We start from the raw sequence: 15,941 nt of genomic DNA, 5'->3' as shown, positions 1-15,941 counted from the left end.
AGGAAACTAACTCTCAATTTCTTGGCAATAGCCAGATTTAAGTTACTTCCTCACCAATTAGTTGCTAACTAATATCTAACAACAGGAGAATGATTCTTCAACCATGATCAAACTGCGCTTGAAACGATTCGGTAAAAAGCGGGAAGCAAGTTACCGCATTGTCGCCATTAACAACCTCGCTCGCCGCGATGGCCGTCCCTTAGAAGAATTGGGTTTTTATAACCCCAGAACTGATGAAGTGCGACTAGACGTTCCCGGTATCGTCAAGCGACTACAACAAGGCGCTCAACCCACTGACACCGTTCGTCGCATTCTAGTAAAAGCTAATGTTTTTGAGCAGGTCAGTGCAACAGCCGCATCATAATTTCGGAACAAAACTCCCAACAGCTAGCCCCAACTATGTTGAGCTGGTTCGGTTTTTGGTGCAGCCGTTTTTGGAATCTCCAGAGACATTAAGCGTCGATTGTGAAATTTCTCAGCCCCTCAACCGGGTTTGGGTTCGCATCGCCTTTGAAAGCACAGATAAAGGAAAAGTGTTTGGTCGAGGGGGACGCAATATTCAGGCGATTCGTACAGTAATTGCCGCCGCCGCCGCCGCAGCTGGGCAATCAACATACCTGGATATCTACGGCAGCACCACTCCGGGCCGCGAGGGTATGTCTTTTGATGAAGACACAGAAGAGCGATCGCCACCGCCGACTAAGAGAGAACCGCGTGCAAATGATGGGCCTAAACCCATCGTTAAACCGCGCCTCCGCTAGGTTGAAACTAGAGAGCAAGTCTGAGCGGTTGTTGTTACCTCCGCTCAGAATTTTTGTAAAGATGGAAAGTCAAAAAGGCGAATAGAATTCGCAGCTACACAAACATAGACGCTCTGCGGCTTCCCGTAGGGTAGTCCGCCTCCGCGGACTAAGGAGAAATTGAGATTTTGAAACCCACGCAGGTGGGTTTTGCTTGTGTAGACGCGGTTTATAACCGCCCTGTTAACGTTAATTTGACACCAATGTACATCTGTACGCCCTAATAGGCGATTAATTTGTGGCAAAGATTTTTCAAAATGTAAGTAATAAAAGCGTAATTTCGCCGTTAGCGAGAAAACATTAACTTTTGTCAAAAACAGATCCTCACCAATTAAGAAATACTATGGCAGGTGCCTTAACAATTCAGCTGCCGAATGTTACCAGTGCGATCGCTCTAGCCGGAGATGGAGAAGAAAATCTCAAAATCCTATCTCGGCAAACAGGGGCCACTTTAGTGCTACGCGGACAGGAATTAGTGATTTCTGGTACTGAAAAGCAAATTGATTTGGCTTCTCGATTAGTGCGATCGCTTGAAGACCTCTGGATTAAAGGCAATACTATCTCCAGTGCCGATATTTTAACAGCCCGTCAAGCCATAGATAGCGATCGGCAAGGGGAACTGCAAGATTTACAACGAGATATTCTCGCCAAAAGTCGCCGGGGTGAAGAAGTCCGTGCCAAAACCTTTCGCCAGCGCCAATATATCGACGCACTCCGTAAACGCGATCTCACCTTTGGGATTGGGCCTGCTGGAACTGGTAAAACTTATCTCGCTGTTGTTGTCGCCGTCCAAGCACTCCTTGCCAACCAAGTGGAAAAGCTAATTTTAACTCGCCCTGCCGTCGAAGCCGGTGAAAAACTCGGTTTTTTGCCTGGAGATTTACAGCAGAAAGTTAATCCCTATCTTCGCCCACTTTACGATGCTATTTATGAATTCATCGACCCAGAAAAAATACCCAGTTTAATGGAACGCGGTGTGATTGAAGTCGCACCACTCGCCTATATGCGGGGACGCACTCTCAATAACGCTTTTATAATTGTCGATGAAGCTCAAAATACTACACCCGCTCAGATGAAAATGGTTTTGACTCGTTTGGGTTTCCGTTCGCGGATGGTGATTACAGGCGACATGACACAAACTGATTTACCACTTCACCAACAATCGGGTTTAGGAGCGGCTTTACAAATTTTAAAACATGTTGAAGGCATTGCCTTTTGCGAATTTTCCCAAAAAGATGTCGTGCGCCATCCTCTAGTTCAGCGTATTGTCGCTGCTTATGAACAATACGAAAAATAGGGATTGGGAATGGGCATGGGGCATTAGTTAGGAATCATCGTTTAACCAATGACAAATGACAAAGGACAAATAACAAATGACCACAACATTGAAAGAATTTTTAGAAGCTTGCGAGACTTTGGGAACTTTGCGTTTAATTGTTACTAGTAGTGCTGCTGTGTTAGAAGCACGAGGAAAAATAGAAAAGTTATTTTATGCAGAATTGCCTAAAGGTAAATATGCGAATATGCATACTGAAGGCTTTGAGTTTCACTTGAATATGGATAAAATCACTCAGGTTAAATTTGAAACAGGTGAAGCGAAGAGGGGTAACTTTACAACCTATGCCATCCGATTTTTAGATGATAAACAGGAGTCTGCTTTAAGCCTCTTTTTACAATGGGGTAAACCGGGAGAATATGAACCAGGACAAGTGGAAGCTTGGCAAACTTTAAAAGAGAAGTATGGGGAAGTTTGGCAACCTTTGCCAGCAGAAATTTAATACAGCTAAACTGATAAGGGTGGAGGAAATCGGATATCTGCACTGAACTGCTCGATATTAACGCTGCGATGAATCGGTAAAATATATTCTAAATTTTCGTGGGGGCGGGGAATAATGTGATCAGAAAGTACCTCGCCACCGTCAACTCGCAGCACTGCTTTTAATCCTGCTGTCACTGCTACATTCACCTCGCCTATAGCTCCTCGAATTAACACGGTAATTCGTCCCAAATCAGTGTTTTCATAACCCACAAGGGTCACACGGGCAGCTTTACACATAGCATCTCCCACTTCTACTGCTGTGGGAACGCCATAAACTTCAATCATGCCTAGTGCTAATGTCATGCTGTCACGATAAATTTGGCATTGTAGGGTTAAGTATCTTACTACAAAGTTTTAGTTTTTTATACAAAATTACTTAATTTTTAATCGAGAAATAATAAACGTTAAATACAAAACTGCTGATGCTTGTAATGAAGAGAATTTGGAGTTTTTGCTTACTGATTTTTGTCCTATTGTGGAGTGGTGAAGCTTTTGCAGGAGAGTTGTCTGAACGGTTAGCAAATTTTCCTCAATGGGAAAAATTAACTTCAGTGCAACCGGCTTCAGGTGATTTAGTTTACCCAGAATGGATGGCTGGTAGTTGGAAACTTACAAGTACATTAGTAGATTTAGCTGCGCCTTTAGCACCAGAGATCGTAACACCAGGGTTTGAAGGTAATCGCCGACAATTAAATCAGCCTGTGAGTTTTGTAGTAAGATTTGTGAAACAGCAACCACATATTTCCGGGTTCAAAATATTTCCTCAGATAGATTACAAATCCCCCATCTTAGTAGCAGATAGAGCATTTAATAGCTTGAATTTGGCAAGGGCTTATTTAGGGGATGAAGCAGTGTTATTAGTCAAAGTAGATCCAGATTCACCTAATCGTCAGATTACGTTTTTGCGTAGCAGTCGCCAACTAGTTTCCATTGTGACTGCACGGGCTACAGAAACTACCTTTGATAGCAAGTTCATTACCACAGAAGTGTTTCAACAACTATTTAAAGGTGGTTCACGCCCTTATTTAAACTCTGTAGAATCTACCACCGCTTATCATAAACTTCCTACATCTAATCCAGTAATTGAGGCAGATCAAGTTACTGCTGTCTATCTTTCACCACAAGACCCAGATTACTTTAAAGCTGGTTCTCGACCAGTTGCTCTCTACCGCTATCGCCTAGAATTTATCCCTCAAGAACTATCAACTAGTCCCAAAGAGTGATTTGTCATCTAGCTCTTGACTAACCTGTAATACGTTTGTAGTATATAAATTCCAAGTTTACGATCGCGCTCTTGGACGGTGTGCATCATGGCCAAATTTCAAGATATTGTCACTTATTTTCGCTCTGATTGGAAGCTGAGTCTCTTTAGTATCGCTGCATCCAGCGTTTATGAAATTATTGATTTGGTTGTTCCTTATGCGATCGGGCAGATTTTAAACGTTTTGTCTGCTCAACCTTTGGATAAACCACTTCAAAGTGCGATCGCAACTTTTTCTGACATCACCAATTACCCAGTTGATAAAACTCTATCTTTGAGTTTATTACTGGGTTTAATTTTCGTTGTCACCGTAGTGAGAGCGCCAACTCAACCTTGGCTGACTGGTTGGTTTCACTGGGATATAGCTTTCAGGTCGCGTCGAGATCAAACCGAAGCAGCCATCGCCAAAATTCTTACTCTCCCACTGGAATTTTATGATGAAAATAACCCCGGACGCATTGCTGGAAGAGTAGCTAGGGGTGTTGAAAACCACACTTGGGCATATCCCGAAATCGCCGGACAGTTGATTCCTAAACTGGCTCGTGTACTGGGAATTTTTGTGTTTATTTTGGTGATTGAGTGGCGAATTGCGATTTTATATCTAATTTCCTTTGTTATTATTCTCAGCTTCAGCTTGAAGAATTTACAGCAATTGATTCGCTCCGAAAGTCGTCTGAATAAATATGCAGAGAACACCGAAAGCCGCAATTCTGAACTGATCACCAATATCAAAACAGTGAAAGCATTTGCTACAGAAGCTAGAGAACATAAACGGCAAAAACAACGTTTAAATCGTGAACTAATGGTGCTTAATTATCGCATCCACAAAGGTTATACAAAACTGGGTACTTGGCAAAGAACTGTAATTCAGTTTTGCATGTTTACTATCCTGGGTTTGACTTTAGCAGCAACAGTAAATGGGAGAATTTCTCTTGGTCATTTTGTCATGACCTTAACTCTTTCCAGCATGGCATATGCCGAATTAGAACCTATTAGTACTTTGGCAGAAGTTTTTGCCCGTCGTTATTCTTCTATGCTGCGGTTTCACGAATTTCTCCAAGAGCCAACTGCATCTGATTCAGCTAGTCTTTTAGAAGAGAGCAACCAGACAGAATCACCTTATAAATTTACTGGAAAAGTTGAATTGTCTCACGTCCGTTTTGGATATGATGCCAACCGTCAAGTTTTGCAAGATATCAACTTGTTGATTGAGCCATACCAAACAGTGGCATTAGTGGGGCGTTCCGGTTCTGGTAAGTCTACTTTAGTGAAATTGCTGTTGCGATATTTTGAACCTCAAGAAGGTCGAATTCTGATTGATGGTCAAGATATTCGCACTTTGAATGTGGGTAAATATAGACGAAGGCTAGCGATCGTTCACCAAGAAGTAGACGTTTTCAACGGTACTATATTGGATAACCTGACTTATGGTAGAACGAATGCCAGTTTGGAGCAGGTTCAGGAAGCCTGTAGAATTGCCAGAGTCGATGAAGTAGTGCAGCACTTACCCCAAGGTTATTACACCATCGTGGGCGAACGAGGTGTCAGGCTATCTGGAGGACAAAGACAACGCTTGGGAATTGCTAGGGCGTTGTTAGTGGAACCAGATGTGCTAATTTTTGATGAAGCTACTTCTAGTTTAGATTATGAGTCTGAGCGTTCAATTCAGCTAGCGATGCGATCGATTCAGGGTACTTGTACCACTATTGTCATTGCCCACCGTTTAAGTACAGTGCGGGAAGCCGATAAAATTGTAGTTCTGGAGCAAGGAAAGATTGTAGAAGTGGGTAGCCACAATGAACTTTTGCGTCACGAGGGTATTTACCGCCGCTTGCACTCCCTGCAAGAAACAGGAGAACTCCTGAGTTAAGCGACATAAACAACGAAAGATTGATCGAAGAAAAAGAGACGTTGGGACGCAAAGAGAAGTCTAAGATAGTGCAGTGTTAGCGAGTCCGCAAACGCGGACTTTGTTTTTATAGCTGCGACTTCAGTCGTTAGGTACTTTTGCTAACGGAAGAGTAGGGACATACACCATATAGTTTGACTTTTCAGACTTCGTTTGCATAATTTCAAACTTCCAATCTGAAGAATAATCAGACAACTCATAGCCAACACTCTTAACATGAGCCAACATCAATTCATCTCGTTGATGCCAAACAGCAAATATTTTCTCCCTGCCATCATATAGAGTTTCTAAATCAATTTGATAAATCTCATTAACTCGCTTCAGCTTCAAACCCAACAAATTTAACAGTCGGCTGAGTATTTTTATTGCCGAAACCTGCTCTTTCTCTCCGACTAAATTAATACCGAGCGCTCTTTTAATATGCTTACTATGCTGAAAAGCAACATTTTTTAGCAATATCAAATCTGGATCATTCTCAGTCAATTTCCGTTTTGCTTCGAGAAACTGAAGCATTCCTAAAGCTCTCATAGCTTCAACTTTGAGCGTGTAAGTCTTTAAATCTGGGAGAAAAACTTTTCCTTCACCCCAAGACAATTGCTGATGCCACTCTTGCTCGTCTCTAACGTGAAAATACTCGCTTTCGTGAGTTAAATAATAGTGAATTAAAAGTTGAGGATAATATCCTTGGTCATCCTGCAATTTTAGCCAAGGAGTAACTTCTACACCATACCTTTGTCTAAGAACATATTTGTTGATTTGGTTGCGTTCTCCATCTGTTAGGGAATGCTTCACTAATAGTTGCTCATATTCCACATAATCGATATCTTTAGCATTGGCTACGGCAGCTGCTACTGATAGTTGATTTTGCTGCTTAATTTCTTTAATTTTACGTTTAATTTCTTTAGCTTTTTGACGGCTTTGTGCCCAATCTTTTTGAACTTTGACAATTTCTACAATTAATCTTCTACGGGTTGCTAAATCATCGGCATCAGTTGCTAAAAAGGCTAGGCGTAAATCTCGAATAATATTATTGTGAACTGCGTTACTCCGCACCTGAATTTGATGTCCATCAGCAATCAAACCATCTTGCATTGATTGTCGGTAGAGGCGAATAGAAGCATTTACCCTTGCAGATAACTTTGCCCAAGTTCGTAAATGAATTGGGTCATAAACTAAAGGTAAATCCACATCTATTTTATGTAGGGGACTAAGTAAAGCTAAGTTTTCTTTTTGATTTTCCTGATACCAATCAGATAGCAAGCGGTAATTTGTACTACCACTACCAATTAAACCAATACCTCGTTTAGCACACCAGACAACACGCGGCACATCATCCCTGACTCTTGCTAATGCTTGTCTTGCTTCCGAGTCAGGAATTACCCCTTGAAAAATACCATAAACTCGGTCGAAATGTTGGACATCAATACTAATTCCCGTACCAAGGCTAGGGGTAACAAAAACACCGTCATATTCAGATATTTTTTGATTAATGGCTGCGATAAAATCAACTGCTGCGTGACCAGGTGTATTTGTAGTGTGACTACTAACTACCAGAGTTTTAGGAAATTGTCGCCGTAACTTTTGTAGCCGCTCTTTCAGATAACGTTCAATTGTTTCACAACTATAACGCCCAGCCCGACTATCAGTTGTAACATAACATTTACGTCCAGCAAGTAAATCTAACTCCAGTTGGTGAATTAGCGGTGTAGGATTTGGTGAATCGTAAAAAGTCACGTCCCAACCATGCTGAGGTTTCCACTGGTTGAGAACTACCCAAGGTGTTAATTTAATTCCTGCCAATCCCTGTAAATATTCAAGTGAAACGTCTGATAAATCAGCATCTTGGGCAATTACTAACCCCCCACTGGTTAAAACTGTAGCAATTAGTTGCTGGAATAACTTTAATATTTTTACCCGCTTGTGCTTACAAGTATTACTGTTTAACAGATGCCATAAAGATTGCTCTACTTCATCTAAAATTACTATTGCCCCACGCCAATTTTCCGGGTTAAGTTTCCAAATTGAATCAACACACAAGCCAAGGGAGGGCTGAGGAAAGGGAGAACGGAGAATGGGAGGAGCAGGAGTAAGTGTTTTATCAATCCTTTTCTCAGCATCTTCTTTATATGTTCCCCATTGAATACCAATTTTTTCACACAAAAATTTTCCTAAGAGAATTCTGTGAGTAATTAATAAAACAGGTTGTTTTCTAATTTTTGCTTGCTGAACAACGCCTTGTAATGCTGTAGTTTTTCCCGTTCCTTTCGCTGATTTTACTCCTACTAATCCAGAGGAGGGGAAAGGTATTTCACCTATATAAGGACGGTTGAAAGTGAGTGCAGCAGGAATGCTTAACTCGGTGTGGGGTTTAGTTTGAGCAAGATAGATTTCTAAATCAACACTTTGGCGATAAAGTTTATCGAAACTACTTGCACCTTTAGCAACAATAAACTCATCAACCCCTTTTTCTATTCCTGGAAGTTCTATGACTTTAACAGTGCAATTTTTTTGCTGAAATAAACAACCAAGTTGAGAAATAGCATTATTTACAGCAGTGATTGTCTTGGGTTGAGTTTCAAAATCAAAGCAAATGTAAAAGCTACGCTTTGTAATCGCAAACGCGGCTAAATCGGGAATTAGCTGACGACGGGTAACTTTGCCAAATTCATCTTTAACAACCCGATAACCACTAGTAATTCCGGGAATGGCAATAGCTACATATCCTTGCGTCAACAAGGTAGCTGCTTTCTTTACACCCTCGCAGATGACGAGAGGAATGTTCTGTTGCATCACCCATTGCCAAAAGCCTCCAGCCTCACCATCAGGAGTAATGGTAATATTCTCAGGCATGACCAGATTGTAACGCCCAGCGACTTGCTGCCATACTTGCAATGTTACCCGCAAACAAAATACTCGTGTTGGCGTGCTGGGGGGATGCTCGTACTTGATGGACTTACCATTGTGATTTTGTCGGGGTTGGTTTGGCTTAAAACATCCCCATTCCATCATTTGCCAATTATTCAGAGGGTCTAGTCCTGAACACCACCAACCACCTTCAGTAATATGAGCGTAACGCTGCAACCAACTACTTTTCACCATTCCGGTATTGGTGCGGGGAAGTAGCTCAGAAATTAACAGGTACTCATAAGCTGTTACGCCTTGGAGCGATCTAAAATTGAGATGCACTAAGTGTAAGTCTATACCACTACTCTTGACTAATTCTTCAAGGTGTTGGGGGTGTAAATAGTGCAGATGCATAGGGAAAGGCGCGAAGGGAAGACAATGAGATTAAAACAGTAACATGCATCTGCTTTTTTTTAATACGCGAGATTGCGAGGCTTTTATGATGCTTTTTTTACTTCGTTGCCGGAGACACATCGGTTAAAGCTCTAGTGGGTTATTCTGCCTATTAGATCCCCGAAGTAATAATTTTGTATTGTGATATTTGTTCGGTTTTAATTTTTATTTATCAGTAAATTTCTGCGCGAAAGAATGCGATCGCCACAGGCATCGTTATAAGGTAATATCTTCATCTACTTCTGCAAAGACTTTACACTGAGCATCCACCTGTTACTACGCCTCATGTTTGGGAGGTGACCTCTGTTTCATGTCATCATAGACCTTATGCCCAGCAATATGCGATCGCAACGAGAGCCTAGCAGCGATCGCACATCCTCGACTATTGCCTACCGAACTCGATTATGCTTGATTATGCGATCGCTATAAATCATAACCATTTTATGAAATACCTGATGCAGATAGTTTGAGAAATGGGATTAAATATGGCTTTGTCAAGATTCCTAAACGCATAAATAATGTTAAAAAATAAGAACATCTTCCGCAAACTACTGTTGACAAAGTTTATTTTTTATATAACTGGAGTGGAACTTCTTTAGTAAAAGAGGGATCTAATTAGTTTGATTATTAACTATTCACTCCTTGGGGAGGCATTAGTCTCCAGAAATAGACAACATATTTTTAAACTGTCAAATTATGTGGAAATCAAAGTTAATATTTAGATTTATACTGTCGGTTGCGGCGATCGCCACTAGCGTGCAACTAAATTCAGCGAGTAACTATGCTATTGCTCAAAGTGCATCTTCCAATCCGACTGTCGAATCTGGGCAACAAAATCAAGCTTTAGAAGATGCCAAGGTTGCTATGACAGGAGTTGGCATAGGAGTCATCGCAGGCTTACTAATTTCTGGTTTATGGTATCAGAAACGTCGTTACCACAAAATCCAGTCACTTGCCAAAATAAACCGCTTTCGTGAAGAGTTTCTCTGCGGTTCTTTAGCAGATTATTACTTATCTAATTCTAAAGCAAATTCTTCACCTACAAATTCTCGGAAAACTTTACCAACACCAACTAAAGAAGAATCCCCTAGTTCTGAGGAAACTTTCGTAACGCCAACTAAAGAAGAAATATCCGATCCCTCTACTTCTGAAACAACTAATCTAGCCGCAGAACCTACGCCAGGCGCACTATCTGATTCCTTATCTGACTCCTACCACAAGTTAATCGAGGAAATTGTTAATACCGTCCTCAATGGTCAAATCAGTTCTAAAGAGTATATATTTCGTCAACTAGTAGAAAATGTGAGCAGTGGTAATGGTGAAATCTTTGAACGCTGTTTGAGCGATCGCTTGCATTCCACTCAATCTGAACTACATAAAGTAATAAATTCTCCGAGTTTATTCCAAAAAGAGACTCCTGAGTTAAAGAAAACCCGTTTAAATCGCACCTTGAAGGCATTACAAAGTATTCAACGGGAATGGGAACAAATCCAAAAACAAAAACTAAATTAAGCTTCAGTTAACCCAACTGTACAACAAATTATCACGGACTGAAAAGAAAGAAGCTTTTCAGTCTTATGACAAAACCGAACTAACATTATTAAATTTATTGATGTGGACGGCTATGATTAATTGTTGCAATTGTTAGAAAAATACAAGCGATCGCACTAAGTTTTTACAATAGATAGACATCAAATTTAGGTAGTTATTAACCAAATTCTGGATGAAATACAGCATCTCAAAGTTTATTTTTTTGGGTTAGGTTTCATCCTCCTTCGTCAATTCCCAATTCTTAACTTAGTTCGTTAATATTTTGAGATTTTAAAGTTCTAGCTTTGGCTCTTTCCAAAGCAGTTAATAGACGAACTGCATTTTTAGGTGAACGAAGTAAATGAGATGTTTTTAGTAAACTATCTAGTTCATCAACAGCAATTAGGGCGACGCTTTTGCCTTCTTGTCGGTTAATAATTACCACTCCTCTATCTGCAACCACTTGAGCGCAGAGTTCGGCTAGATTGTTACGAGCATCAGTCAAGTTTGTCTGGTTCGACATGGTGGGATATTTCCTAATGCTGTAGGCTTTATAGTACATAATAGCTTGACTGGTTGGAGGCGCAAGCGTTCTTTCGCCAATGTAATAAAAGTAACTAAAATTATCTGTCAAGTCATGCCTAATTCAAAACTGGCAAAAAAGCCTATTCTGAAAGATAGGGGCTATGAGTTACACTGTTCAGTAAACATCGTGGCTGCAAGCATGGATTCTCTCAAAGAAAAGATTTTGAAAAAACTAGAACGCCTTCCAGACAATGCACAGCAGGAAGTTCTAGATTTCGTACAGTTTCTAGAATGGCGAAAGGAGAATTGTCAAAAATCTCAGTTACCTGTAGTCAGTGAAGAATTAGATGAAGAATCTGATGCAGGATGGCTAGGGACTGACTTATCAAATTTGGGTAGCTATGAACCTTATGATTGGCAACCAGGCGAACTAGATAAGGGTTTGCCTATTAAATATGTTCCTGGGATGGGAGTAATGATTGTTGAAGAATGACAACTCGTTCTTTACAGTTTGGGGATGTTGTAACAGCACGTTTTCCTCAACAAAACCCTCAAGGTCGTGAGCAAGAAGGTTATAGACCTGCAATTGTTGTAGGGTTCCCAAACCGCTTGGGAATACCTCGCTTTTCATTAATAGTTGTAATTCCCATGACTACTGATAAAGGGCAAATGTGGGCAATCGCCTCACCAGATTTATATCCACGTTTTGCAGCAGGAGTTGCTGGATTAAGTTCGCCATCTATTGCTTTATTAGATCAGGTCAGAGTTTTAGATGTTAACCGTATTGTTGATTATCGGGGGAGTTTGACACCTGACGAGTATGAACCTGTCTTGACTGGACTTCAGCGCATAATTAGTCCTTGATATTACAACAAGCCAATTACTTCCTTATACTTTATTCAACAAAAGTAAAGATAAAATAATTACAATTTAAAAATAAAGTTTTGTAATCTCTGATTTTATACTTTTTTCGTCCAATTGTAATCAGATAAGTAAGAACAGTAGATTTATGGATTCAACCAATCTCTGTCAGGACGTGTAATTAATCTTGCATCTATGTAGGCCATATCCATTGTTAATACAGTTCGAGCAAGATACATACCTCTGCTTTTATCCTTATCAACAACCAATGCTAAATCAGCTTGAATATCGCTAGTTAAGTGCAGAGGAAGTAGTAGTTGTATTCTATTTTCATACCAATGGGGTATCGCAAGTTTATAGTTTCTTGCAACCTTATCTCTGAGGGATTCAACTGCTCCTTTAATAGATGTGAGTGCTAGTCTTGGGTTGTCTTGAATTTGAATTGGAAGCCGATCTGAATTTTCTTTGATTATATGCTCATAATTTACATCTAGTTCTAAGTTCGTATCAAAAACTAAAGTACTAGGATCTGTTACATAACTATTAATCTTAGGTCGATTTGGAAAAGATTCTAATTTAAATGAATAAGACTCTGCAAAAGTATAGAAAGTCCAAGGGGATTGTTTTTTTCATCACACTGTTTGTTGGCAAAAAATGTCGCGAAAATTTCTTTTTCTTCTGGGGTTAAGAGTCCTGTATTAAAACAAGCTTTGTCTTCATCTTCAGAATAAGCTATCAAACCAAGCTCCTGAACTCGAAGAAATGTATAATTGAGATAATTTGTGAGTATAGGAAATCGTTGGTTGCTATATTTTTGCTCCTTAAACTCAGAACGTTCAAATCCCCATTGTTCAGGTTTTGCTAAACGAGCTAGTTCTTCAAAAGGCTTTTCCCATGTTTCTACGAGAGGGTATCGGAAAAAGGCAAAAGCCGTTTTGGGATTTTGACCTTTATATCGAGTAAATAATGATTCAAACTTTATCAGCATAGTGCTATTATCAATTAATATTTTTGTTGTAAGTAATATCTGGATTAATACGTAACCGAGAATATACGTATTTATTTATGATATTGATTTTGGAAAATTATTATTAATAAAAAAGACACTCATAATGAGTGTCCTTTATTTTTAGTGATAGATAATCGTGAAACTAAGCCCCAACAGCTTCCTTCGCGGCGTACAACACCTCAGCGTTGATTTCTTTGAAACCGCGATCGCGGGCAAATTTTTCAGTATTACGCTTCACTTTGCCGCGAACAAATCCCGGAATCTTATTCAATTCTGCTTGACCATCTTTTGTCCAATTCAAATCAGAATCAGCAGAAATTCCTCTAGTAATAACTTCTTTGGTATCATGACCGCCAAAGATTTCTAACAGGTGATCTTCCATTCCCAAAGTGAAGGAATTGTAGATCAAATCTGTAATCTGATTTGTGCCTTCGTAACCCATAAATGGTTTGTAACCAATGGGGAAGTTTTGCACGTGGATTGGTGCAGCAATTACGCCGCAGGGAATATCTAAGCGCTTACCAACGTGGCGTTCCATTTGCGTACCGAAAATGGCAGAGGGTTCGACACGAGCGATCGCATCTCCAATTGCACCATGATCTTCAGAGATTAGCACTTCATCGCAATACTCGCTCACCTGTTCGCGGAACCAATCGGCATCATATTTACAGTAGGTTCCAGCCCAAACAACATGAATCCCCATTTCTCGTGCCAGAATCTTGGTAATGGCGGCGGCGTGGGTATTGTCACCAAAAACCACAGCTTTTTTGCCAGTCAAGTTTTGACAGTCAATCGAACGGGAGAACCAAGCAGCCTGAGAGACATGGAGGGTTTGCTCATTGATGAAGTTTTCGTAGTCAACTTCTGCACCTTGAGCGTTAATTACCTGCTGAATCTTACGAATACAACGGGCAGTTTCCACTACACCCATTGGAGTAATGTCTATATAAGGTGTGCCAAATTGTTCTTCCAGGTAACGGGCTGTAGTCAAACCGAGTTCACGGTAAGGCACCAGGTTAAACCAGGCTTGGGACATCTTTTTCAAGTCATTTACCGAAGCACCTTCAGGAATTAAGGTATTTACCTCAATTCCTAAGTCAGCCATCAGCCGTTTGAGTTCGGTGCAGTCATGATTATTGTGGAAACCGAGGGTGGTAGTACCGATAATGTTCACCGAAGGCTTTGCTGTTTTGCCCTCAGCCAATTCGCCGCGCTTCCGAGCTTTTTCAATGTAGTATTGGACGATTTGATCCAAAGTGCGATCGGCGGCTTGCAGTTCGTTGTAGCGGTAGTGGTTCACATCCGCCAGCATTACATCTCCTTTCGCTTCCAACTGCGCCCGTTCGACAAAGTTGTGCAAATCCTCTTGCAAAATACTGGAGGTGCAGGTGGGAGTTAACACAATCAAATCTGGGTGTTCCTCGGCATCCTTGCGGACGATGTTATCTACCACCTTCTCTTGGGAGCCGCGTGCCAAAACGTTGCGATCGACGACACTGGTTGTCACCGGAGTAAAATCCCTCTCCCGCGATAGCATAGAGCGCATGACGTTAAAGTAGTCATCGCCAATGGGGGCGTGCATGATCGCATGAACATTTTTAAAAGAACTAGCGATTCGCAGAGTGCCGATGTGGGCTGGGCCAGCATACATCCAGTAAGCCAATTTCATGTTTGTGTCTCCCTTTTAAACTCAAATAACTAAGTAAGTGGGCGTAAAAAATATAAGATAGAGCTTACCATCAACCCCTTCAGTGCCTAGTTTACCGCCCTAGGCATCGCCCAGCGTGTCGTTGGTAGAGAAGGGGAGAGGTTTGGAGAGAGGTATTATCTTTAATTCAGCCCATTTACTTATAAGTGCTTGATTATTAAATCGTTTCTGATTTTCTCAAACCTGCTGGCTGAAAAAAAATAAGGTTTGTTGCGGGTTTTAGGGGAGGCGATATGACTGAAACCTTTTTACTGCTTAGGATACAGCTATCAATTTCAACAACATTGCTGGTGATTTTGTAAAAAAATCTTAATGTTCCGGTAAATTAGACCTAACCCCCAGCCCCTTCCCTGCTAGCGTTGGGGAGTAAGATTCAAAGCCTCTCTCCTTTTAGGAGGTCAGAAGTCCCTGATTCCCTAGTCGGTTGCGTTTTTACCTAATTCGCTAAGATGTACACAAGCTCATTTTCACAACAATTATGGTGAAGACACCCTCCCAGCTTTGGACAATTCCTCCTTTGGAAAATGGCGACAAACTCACCCGCTACGAATTTGAGCGTCGCTATAATGCCACCCCTAACCTGAAAAAAGCTGAATTAACTGAAGGGATTGTCTATATTATGCCTGCTGCTTTGCGTTTCCGAAGTCACGGTCAACCGCATGCTTGGATTTTGACATGCCTTGGTACTTACGAAGCTGCAACTCCTGGTGTAGCGTTGGGAATTGAACCTACCGTCCGCTTAGACTTAGACAACGAACCTCAACCCGATGTTGTTCTGTTGATTCTACCGGAAGCAGGTGGTCAAACGCGGCTGAGTGAAGATGATTATATTGAAGGTGCGCCAGAGTTAGTTGTGGAAATTGCTGCTAGTAGTGCGGCTATCGATCTTCATGGCAAAAAACAGGCTTATCGTCGCAACGGTGTCAAAGAATATATTGTTTGGCAAGTTTTAGACCAAAAATTGACTTGGTTTTTTCTTGAACAGGGTGAATATTTGGAATTAATACCTGATAATGAAGGCGTTTTGCAAAGTCGGGTATTTCCAGGGTTGTGGTTAGCGGCGACGGAGTTATTAGCAGGTAATATGCAGGGTGTCTTGAAGGTTTTACAAGCAGGTTTGCAGTCTGCTGAACATGGAAATTTTATCAAGAAATTAGGATCGCATACTATAGAACCCATTTGACATCTAAGAAGGTGCAGCAAGCCTCTTAACCATCAACCG

At 40.9% G+C, this 15,941-nt stretch carries 16 protein-coding genes and 1 pseudogene; 10 read left to right on the top strand and 7 right to left on the bottom strand.

From position 1 onward, the window contains the following. Positions 1–103: 103 nt before the first annotated feature. Together rpsP and HWQ44_RS12105 are read left to right on the top strand one after the other, a co-directional pair. Positions 104–364: a 30S ribosomal protein S16 gene (gene rpsP / locus HWQ44_RS12110; RefSeq protein WP_012409382.1), complete on the top strand. Its 261-nt coding sequence runs from the start codon at positions 104–106 to the stop codon at positions 362–364. After that, positions 327–761, top strand: a complete 435-nt coding sequence (locus HWQ44_RS12105; RefSeq protein ID WP_292718768.1) for a KH domain-containing protein — start codon at positions 327–329, stop codon at positions 759–761. Before rpsP ends, HWQ44_RS12105 begins: the two co-directional genes overlap by 38 nt. A 44-nt stretch (positions 762–805) precedes the next feature. Here HWQ44_RS12105 and HWQ44_RS12100 read toward each other — a convergent pair whose 3' ends face one another. After that, entirely contained in the window at positions 806–1,114 is a 309-nt protein-coding gene (locus HWQ44_RS12100) for a hypothetical protein (RefSeq protein WP_292718766.1), read from the bottom strand. A 29-nt stretch (positions 1,115–1,143) separates the two neighbouring features. Between HWQ44_RS12100 and HWQ44_RS12095 the strand changes: the two genes are divergently transcribed. Next, positions 1,144–2,097: a PhoH family protein gene (locus HWQ44_RS12095; RefSeq protein ID WP_292718764.1), complete on the top strand. Its 954-nt coding sequence runs from the start codon at positions 1,144–1,146 to the stop codon at positions 2,095–2,097. A gap of 76 nt (positions 2,098–2,173) precedes the next feature. Next, positions 2,174–2,578, top strand: a complete 405-nt coding sequence (locus HWQ44_RS12090) for a ChuX/HutX family heme-like substrate-binding protein (RefSeq protein ID WP_292718762.1) — start codon at positions 2,174–2,176, stop codon at positions 2,576–2,578. A 5-nt stretch (positions 2,579–2,583) separates the two neighbouring features. Here HWQ44_RS12090 and HWQ44_RS12085 read toward each other — a convergent pair whose 3' ends face one another. Then, positions 2,584–2,922 (bottom strand): carbon dioxide-concentrating mechanism protein CcmK, encoded by a 339-nt coding sequence (locus HWQ44_RS12085; protein WP_292718760.1) that lies wholly within the window; start codon positions 2,920–2,922, stop codon positions 2,584–2,586. A 119-nt stretch (positions 2,923–3,041) separates the two neighbouring features. Between HWQ44_RS12085 and HWQ44_RS12080 the strand changes: the two genes are divergently transcribed. Then, positions 3,042–3,842 (top strand): DUF6816 family protein, encoded by an 801-nt coding sequence (locus tag HWQ44_RS12080; protein ID WP_292718758.1) that lies wholly within the window; start codon positions 3,042–3,044, stop codon positions 3,840–3,842. Between the two features lie 87 nt (positions 3,843–3,929). Next, positions 3,930–5,750: an ABC transporter ATP-binding protein gene (locus tag HWQ44_RS12075; RefSeq protein WP_292718756.1), complete on the top strand. Its 1,821-nt coding sequence runs from the start codon at positions 3,930–3,932 to the stop codon at positions 5,748–5,750. Between the two features lie 120 nt (positions 5,751–5,870). Here the strand turns inward: HWQ44_RS12075 and HWQ44_RS12070 are convergent, their stop codons facing one another. Then, positions 5,871–9,047: a plasmid replication protein, CyRepA1 family gene (locus HWQ44_RS12070; RefSeq protein ID WP_292718754.1), complete on the bottom strand. Its 3,177-nt coding sequence runs from the start codon at positions 9,045–9,047 to the stop codon at positions 5,871–5,873. A gap of 735 nt (positions 9,048–9,782) precedes the next feature. Between HWQ44_RS12070 and HWQ44_RS12065 the strand changes: the two genes are divergently transcribed. Further along, positions 9,783–10,598: a hypothetical protein gene (locus HWQ44_RS12065; protein ID WP_292718752.1), complete on the top strand. Its 816-nt coding sequence runs from the start codon at positions 9,783–9,785 to the stop codon at positions 10,596–10,598. 280 nt (positions 10,599–10,878) lie between these two features. Here the strand turns inward: HWQ44_RS12065 and HWQ44_RS12060 are convergent, their stop codons facing one another. After that, on the bottom strand, positions 10,879–11,139 hold the full coding sequence (locus HWQ44_RS12060; RefSeq protein WP_292718750.1) for a type II toxin-antitoxin system Phd/YefM family antitoxin: 261 nt from the start codon (positions 11,137–11,139) through the stop codon (positions 10,879–10,881). A 189-nt stretch (positions 11,140–11,328) separates the two neighbouring features. Between HWQ44_RS12060 and HWQ44_RS12055 the strand changes: the two genes are divergently transcribed. After that, complete coding sequence (locus tag HWQ44_RS12055; RefSeq protein ID WP_292718748.1) at positions 11,329–11,634, top strand: DUF2281 domain-containing protein; 306 nt, start codon at positions 11,329–11,331, stop codon at positions 11,632–11,634. Beyond that, positions 11,631–12,005, top strand: a complete 375-nt coding sequence (locus tag HWQ44_RS12050; RefSeq protein WP_292718747.1) for a type II toxin-antitoxin system PemK/MazF family toxin — start codon at positions 11,631–11,633, stop codon at positions 12,003–12,005. Before HWQ44_RS12055 ends, HWQ44_RS12050 begins: the two co-directional genes overlap by 4 nt. 143 nt (positions 12,006–12,148) lie before the next feature. On the opposite strand, the pseudogene HWQ44_RS33550 reads toward HWQ44_RS12050, so the two are convergent. From HWQ44_RS33550 to bchB, 3 genes and pseudogenes are all read right to left on the bottom strand, one after another. Further along, positions 12,149–12,568, bottom strand: a pseudogene (locus HWQ44_RS33550) (DUF3825 domain-containing protein); the annotation flags it as partial. Between the two features lie 5 nt (positions 12,569–12,573). After that, positions 12,574–12,990, bottom strand: coding sequence for a DUF3825 domain-containing protein (locus HWQ44_RS12045; RefSeq protein ID WP_292718745.1), 417 nt, complete (start codon positions 12,988–12,990; stop codon positions 12,574–12,576). Positions 12,991–13,153: 163 nt separating this feature from the next. Further along, a complete protein-coding gene (gene bchB / locus HWQ44_RS12040; RefSeq protein WP_292718743.1) occupies positions 13,154–14,680 on the bottom strand; it encodes a ferredoxin:protochlorophyllide reductase (ATP-dependent) subunit B in 1,527 nt (508 codons plus the stop codon). A gap of 517 nt (positions 14,681–15,197) precedes the next feature. On the opposite strand from bchB, the gene HWQ44_RS12035 reads away from it, so the two are divergent. Next, entirely contained in the window at positions 15,198–15,902 is a 705-nt protein-coding gene (locus tag HWQ44_RS12035; protein WP_292718741.1) for a Uma2 family endonuclease, read from the top strand. Positions 15,903–15,941: the final 39 nt, after the last annotated feature.

Source organism: Nostoc sp. JL34 (assembly GCF_017114945.1).
GTDB lineage: Bacteria > Cyanobacteriota > Cyanobacteriia > Cyanobacteriales > Nostocaceae > Nostoc.
This window is presented reverse-complemented; position numbering and strand designations above follow the sequence as displayed.

Excerpts from the sequence above, each read along its gene's own strand:
- rpsP (WP_012409382.1), top strand. The coding sequence starts at position 104 with ATGATCAAACTGCGCTTGAAACGATTCGGTAAAAAGCGGGAAGCAAGT.
- HWQ44_RS12105 (WP_292718768.1), top strand. The coding sequence starts at position 327 with ATGTTTTTGAGCAGGTCAGTGCAACAGCCGCATCATAATTTCGGAACA.
- HWQ44_RS12095 (WP_292718764.1), top strand. The coding sequence starts at position 1,144 with ATGGCAGGTGCCTTAACAATTCAGCTGCCGAATGTTACCAGTGCGATC.
- HWQ44_RS12090 (WP_292718762.1), top strand. The coding sequence starts at position 2,174 with ATGACCACAACATTGAAAGAATTTTTAGAAGCTTGCGAGACTTTGGGA.
- HWQ44_RS12085 (WP_292718760.1), bottom strand. The coding sequence starts at position 2,922 with ATGACATTAGCACTAGGCATGATTGAAGTTTATGGCGTTCCCACAGCA.
- HWQ44_RS12080 (WP_292718758.1), top strand. The coding sequence starts at position 3,042 with ATGCTTGTAATGAAGAGAATTTGGAGTTTTTGCTTACTGATTTTTGTC.
- HWQ44_RS12075 (WP_292718756.1), top strand. The coding sequence starts at position 3,930 with ATGGCCAAATTTCAAGATATTGTCACTTATTTTCGCTCTGATTGGAAG.
- HWQ44_RS12070 (WP_292718754.1), bottom strand. The coding sequence starts at position 9,047 with ATGCATCTGCACTATTTACACCCCCAACACCTTGAAGAATTAGTCAAG.
- HWQ44_RS12065 (WP_292718752.1), top strand. The coding sequence starts at position 9,783 with ATGTGGAAATCAAAGTTAATATTTAGATTTATACTGTCGGTTGCGGCG.
- HWQ44_RS12060 (WP_292718750.1), bottom strand. The coding sequence starts at position 11,139 with ATGTCGAACCAGACAAACTTGACTGATGCTCGTAACAATCTAGCCGAA.
- HWQ44_RS12050 (WP_292718747.1), top strand. The coding sequence starts at position 11,631 with ATGACAACTCGTTCTTTACAGTTTGGGGATGTTGTAACAGCACGTTTT.
- HWQ44_RS12045 (WP_292718745.1), bottom strand. The coding sequence starts at position 12,990 with ATGCTGATAAAGTTTGAATCATTATTTACTCGATATAAAGGTCAAAAT.
- bchB (WP_292718743.1), bottom strand. The coding sequence starts at position 14,680 with ATGAAATTGGCTTACTGGATGTATGCTGGCCCAGCCCACATCGGCACT.
- HWQ44_RS12035 (WP_292718741.1), top strand. The coding sequence starts at position 15,198 with ATGGTGAAGACACCCTCCCAGCTTTGGACAATTCCTCCTTTGGAAAAT.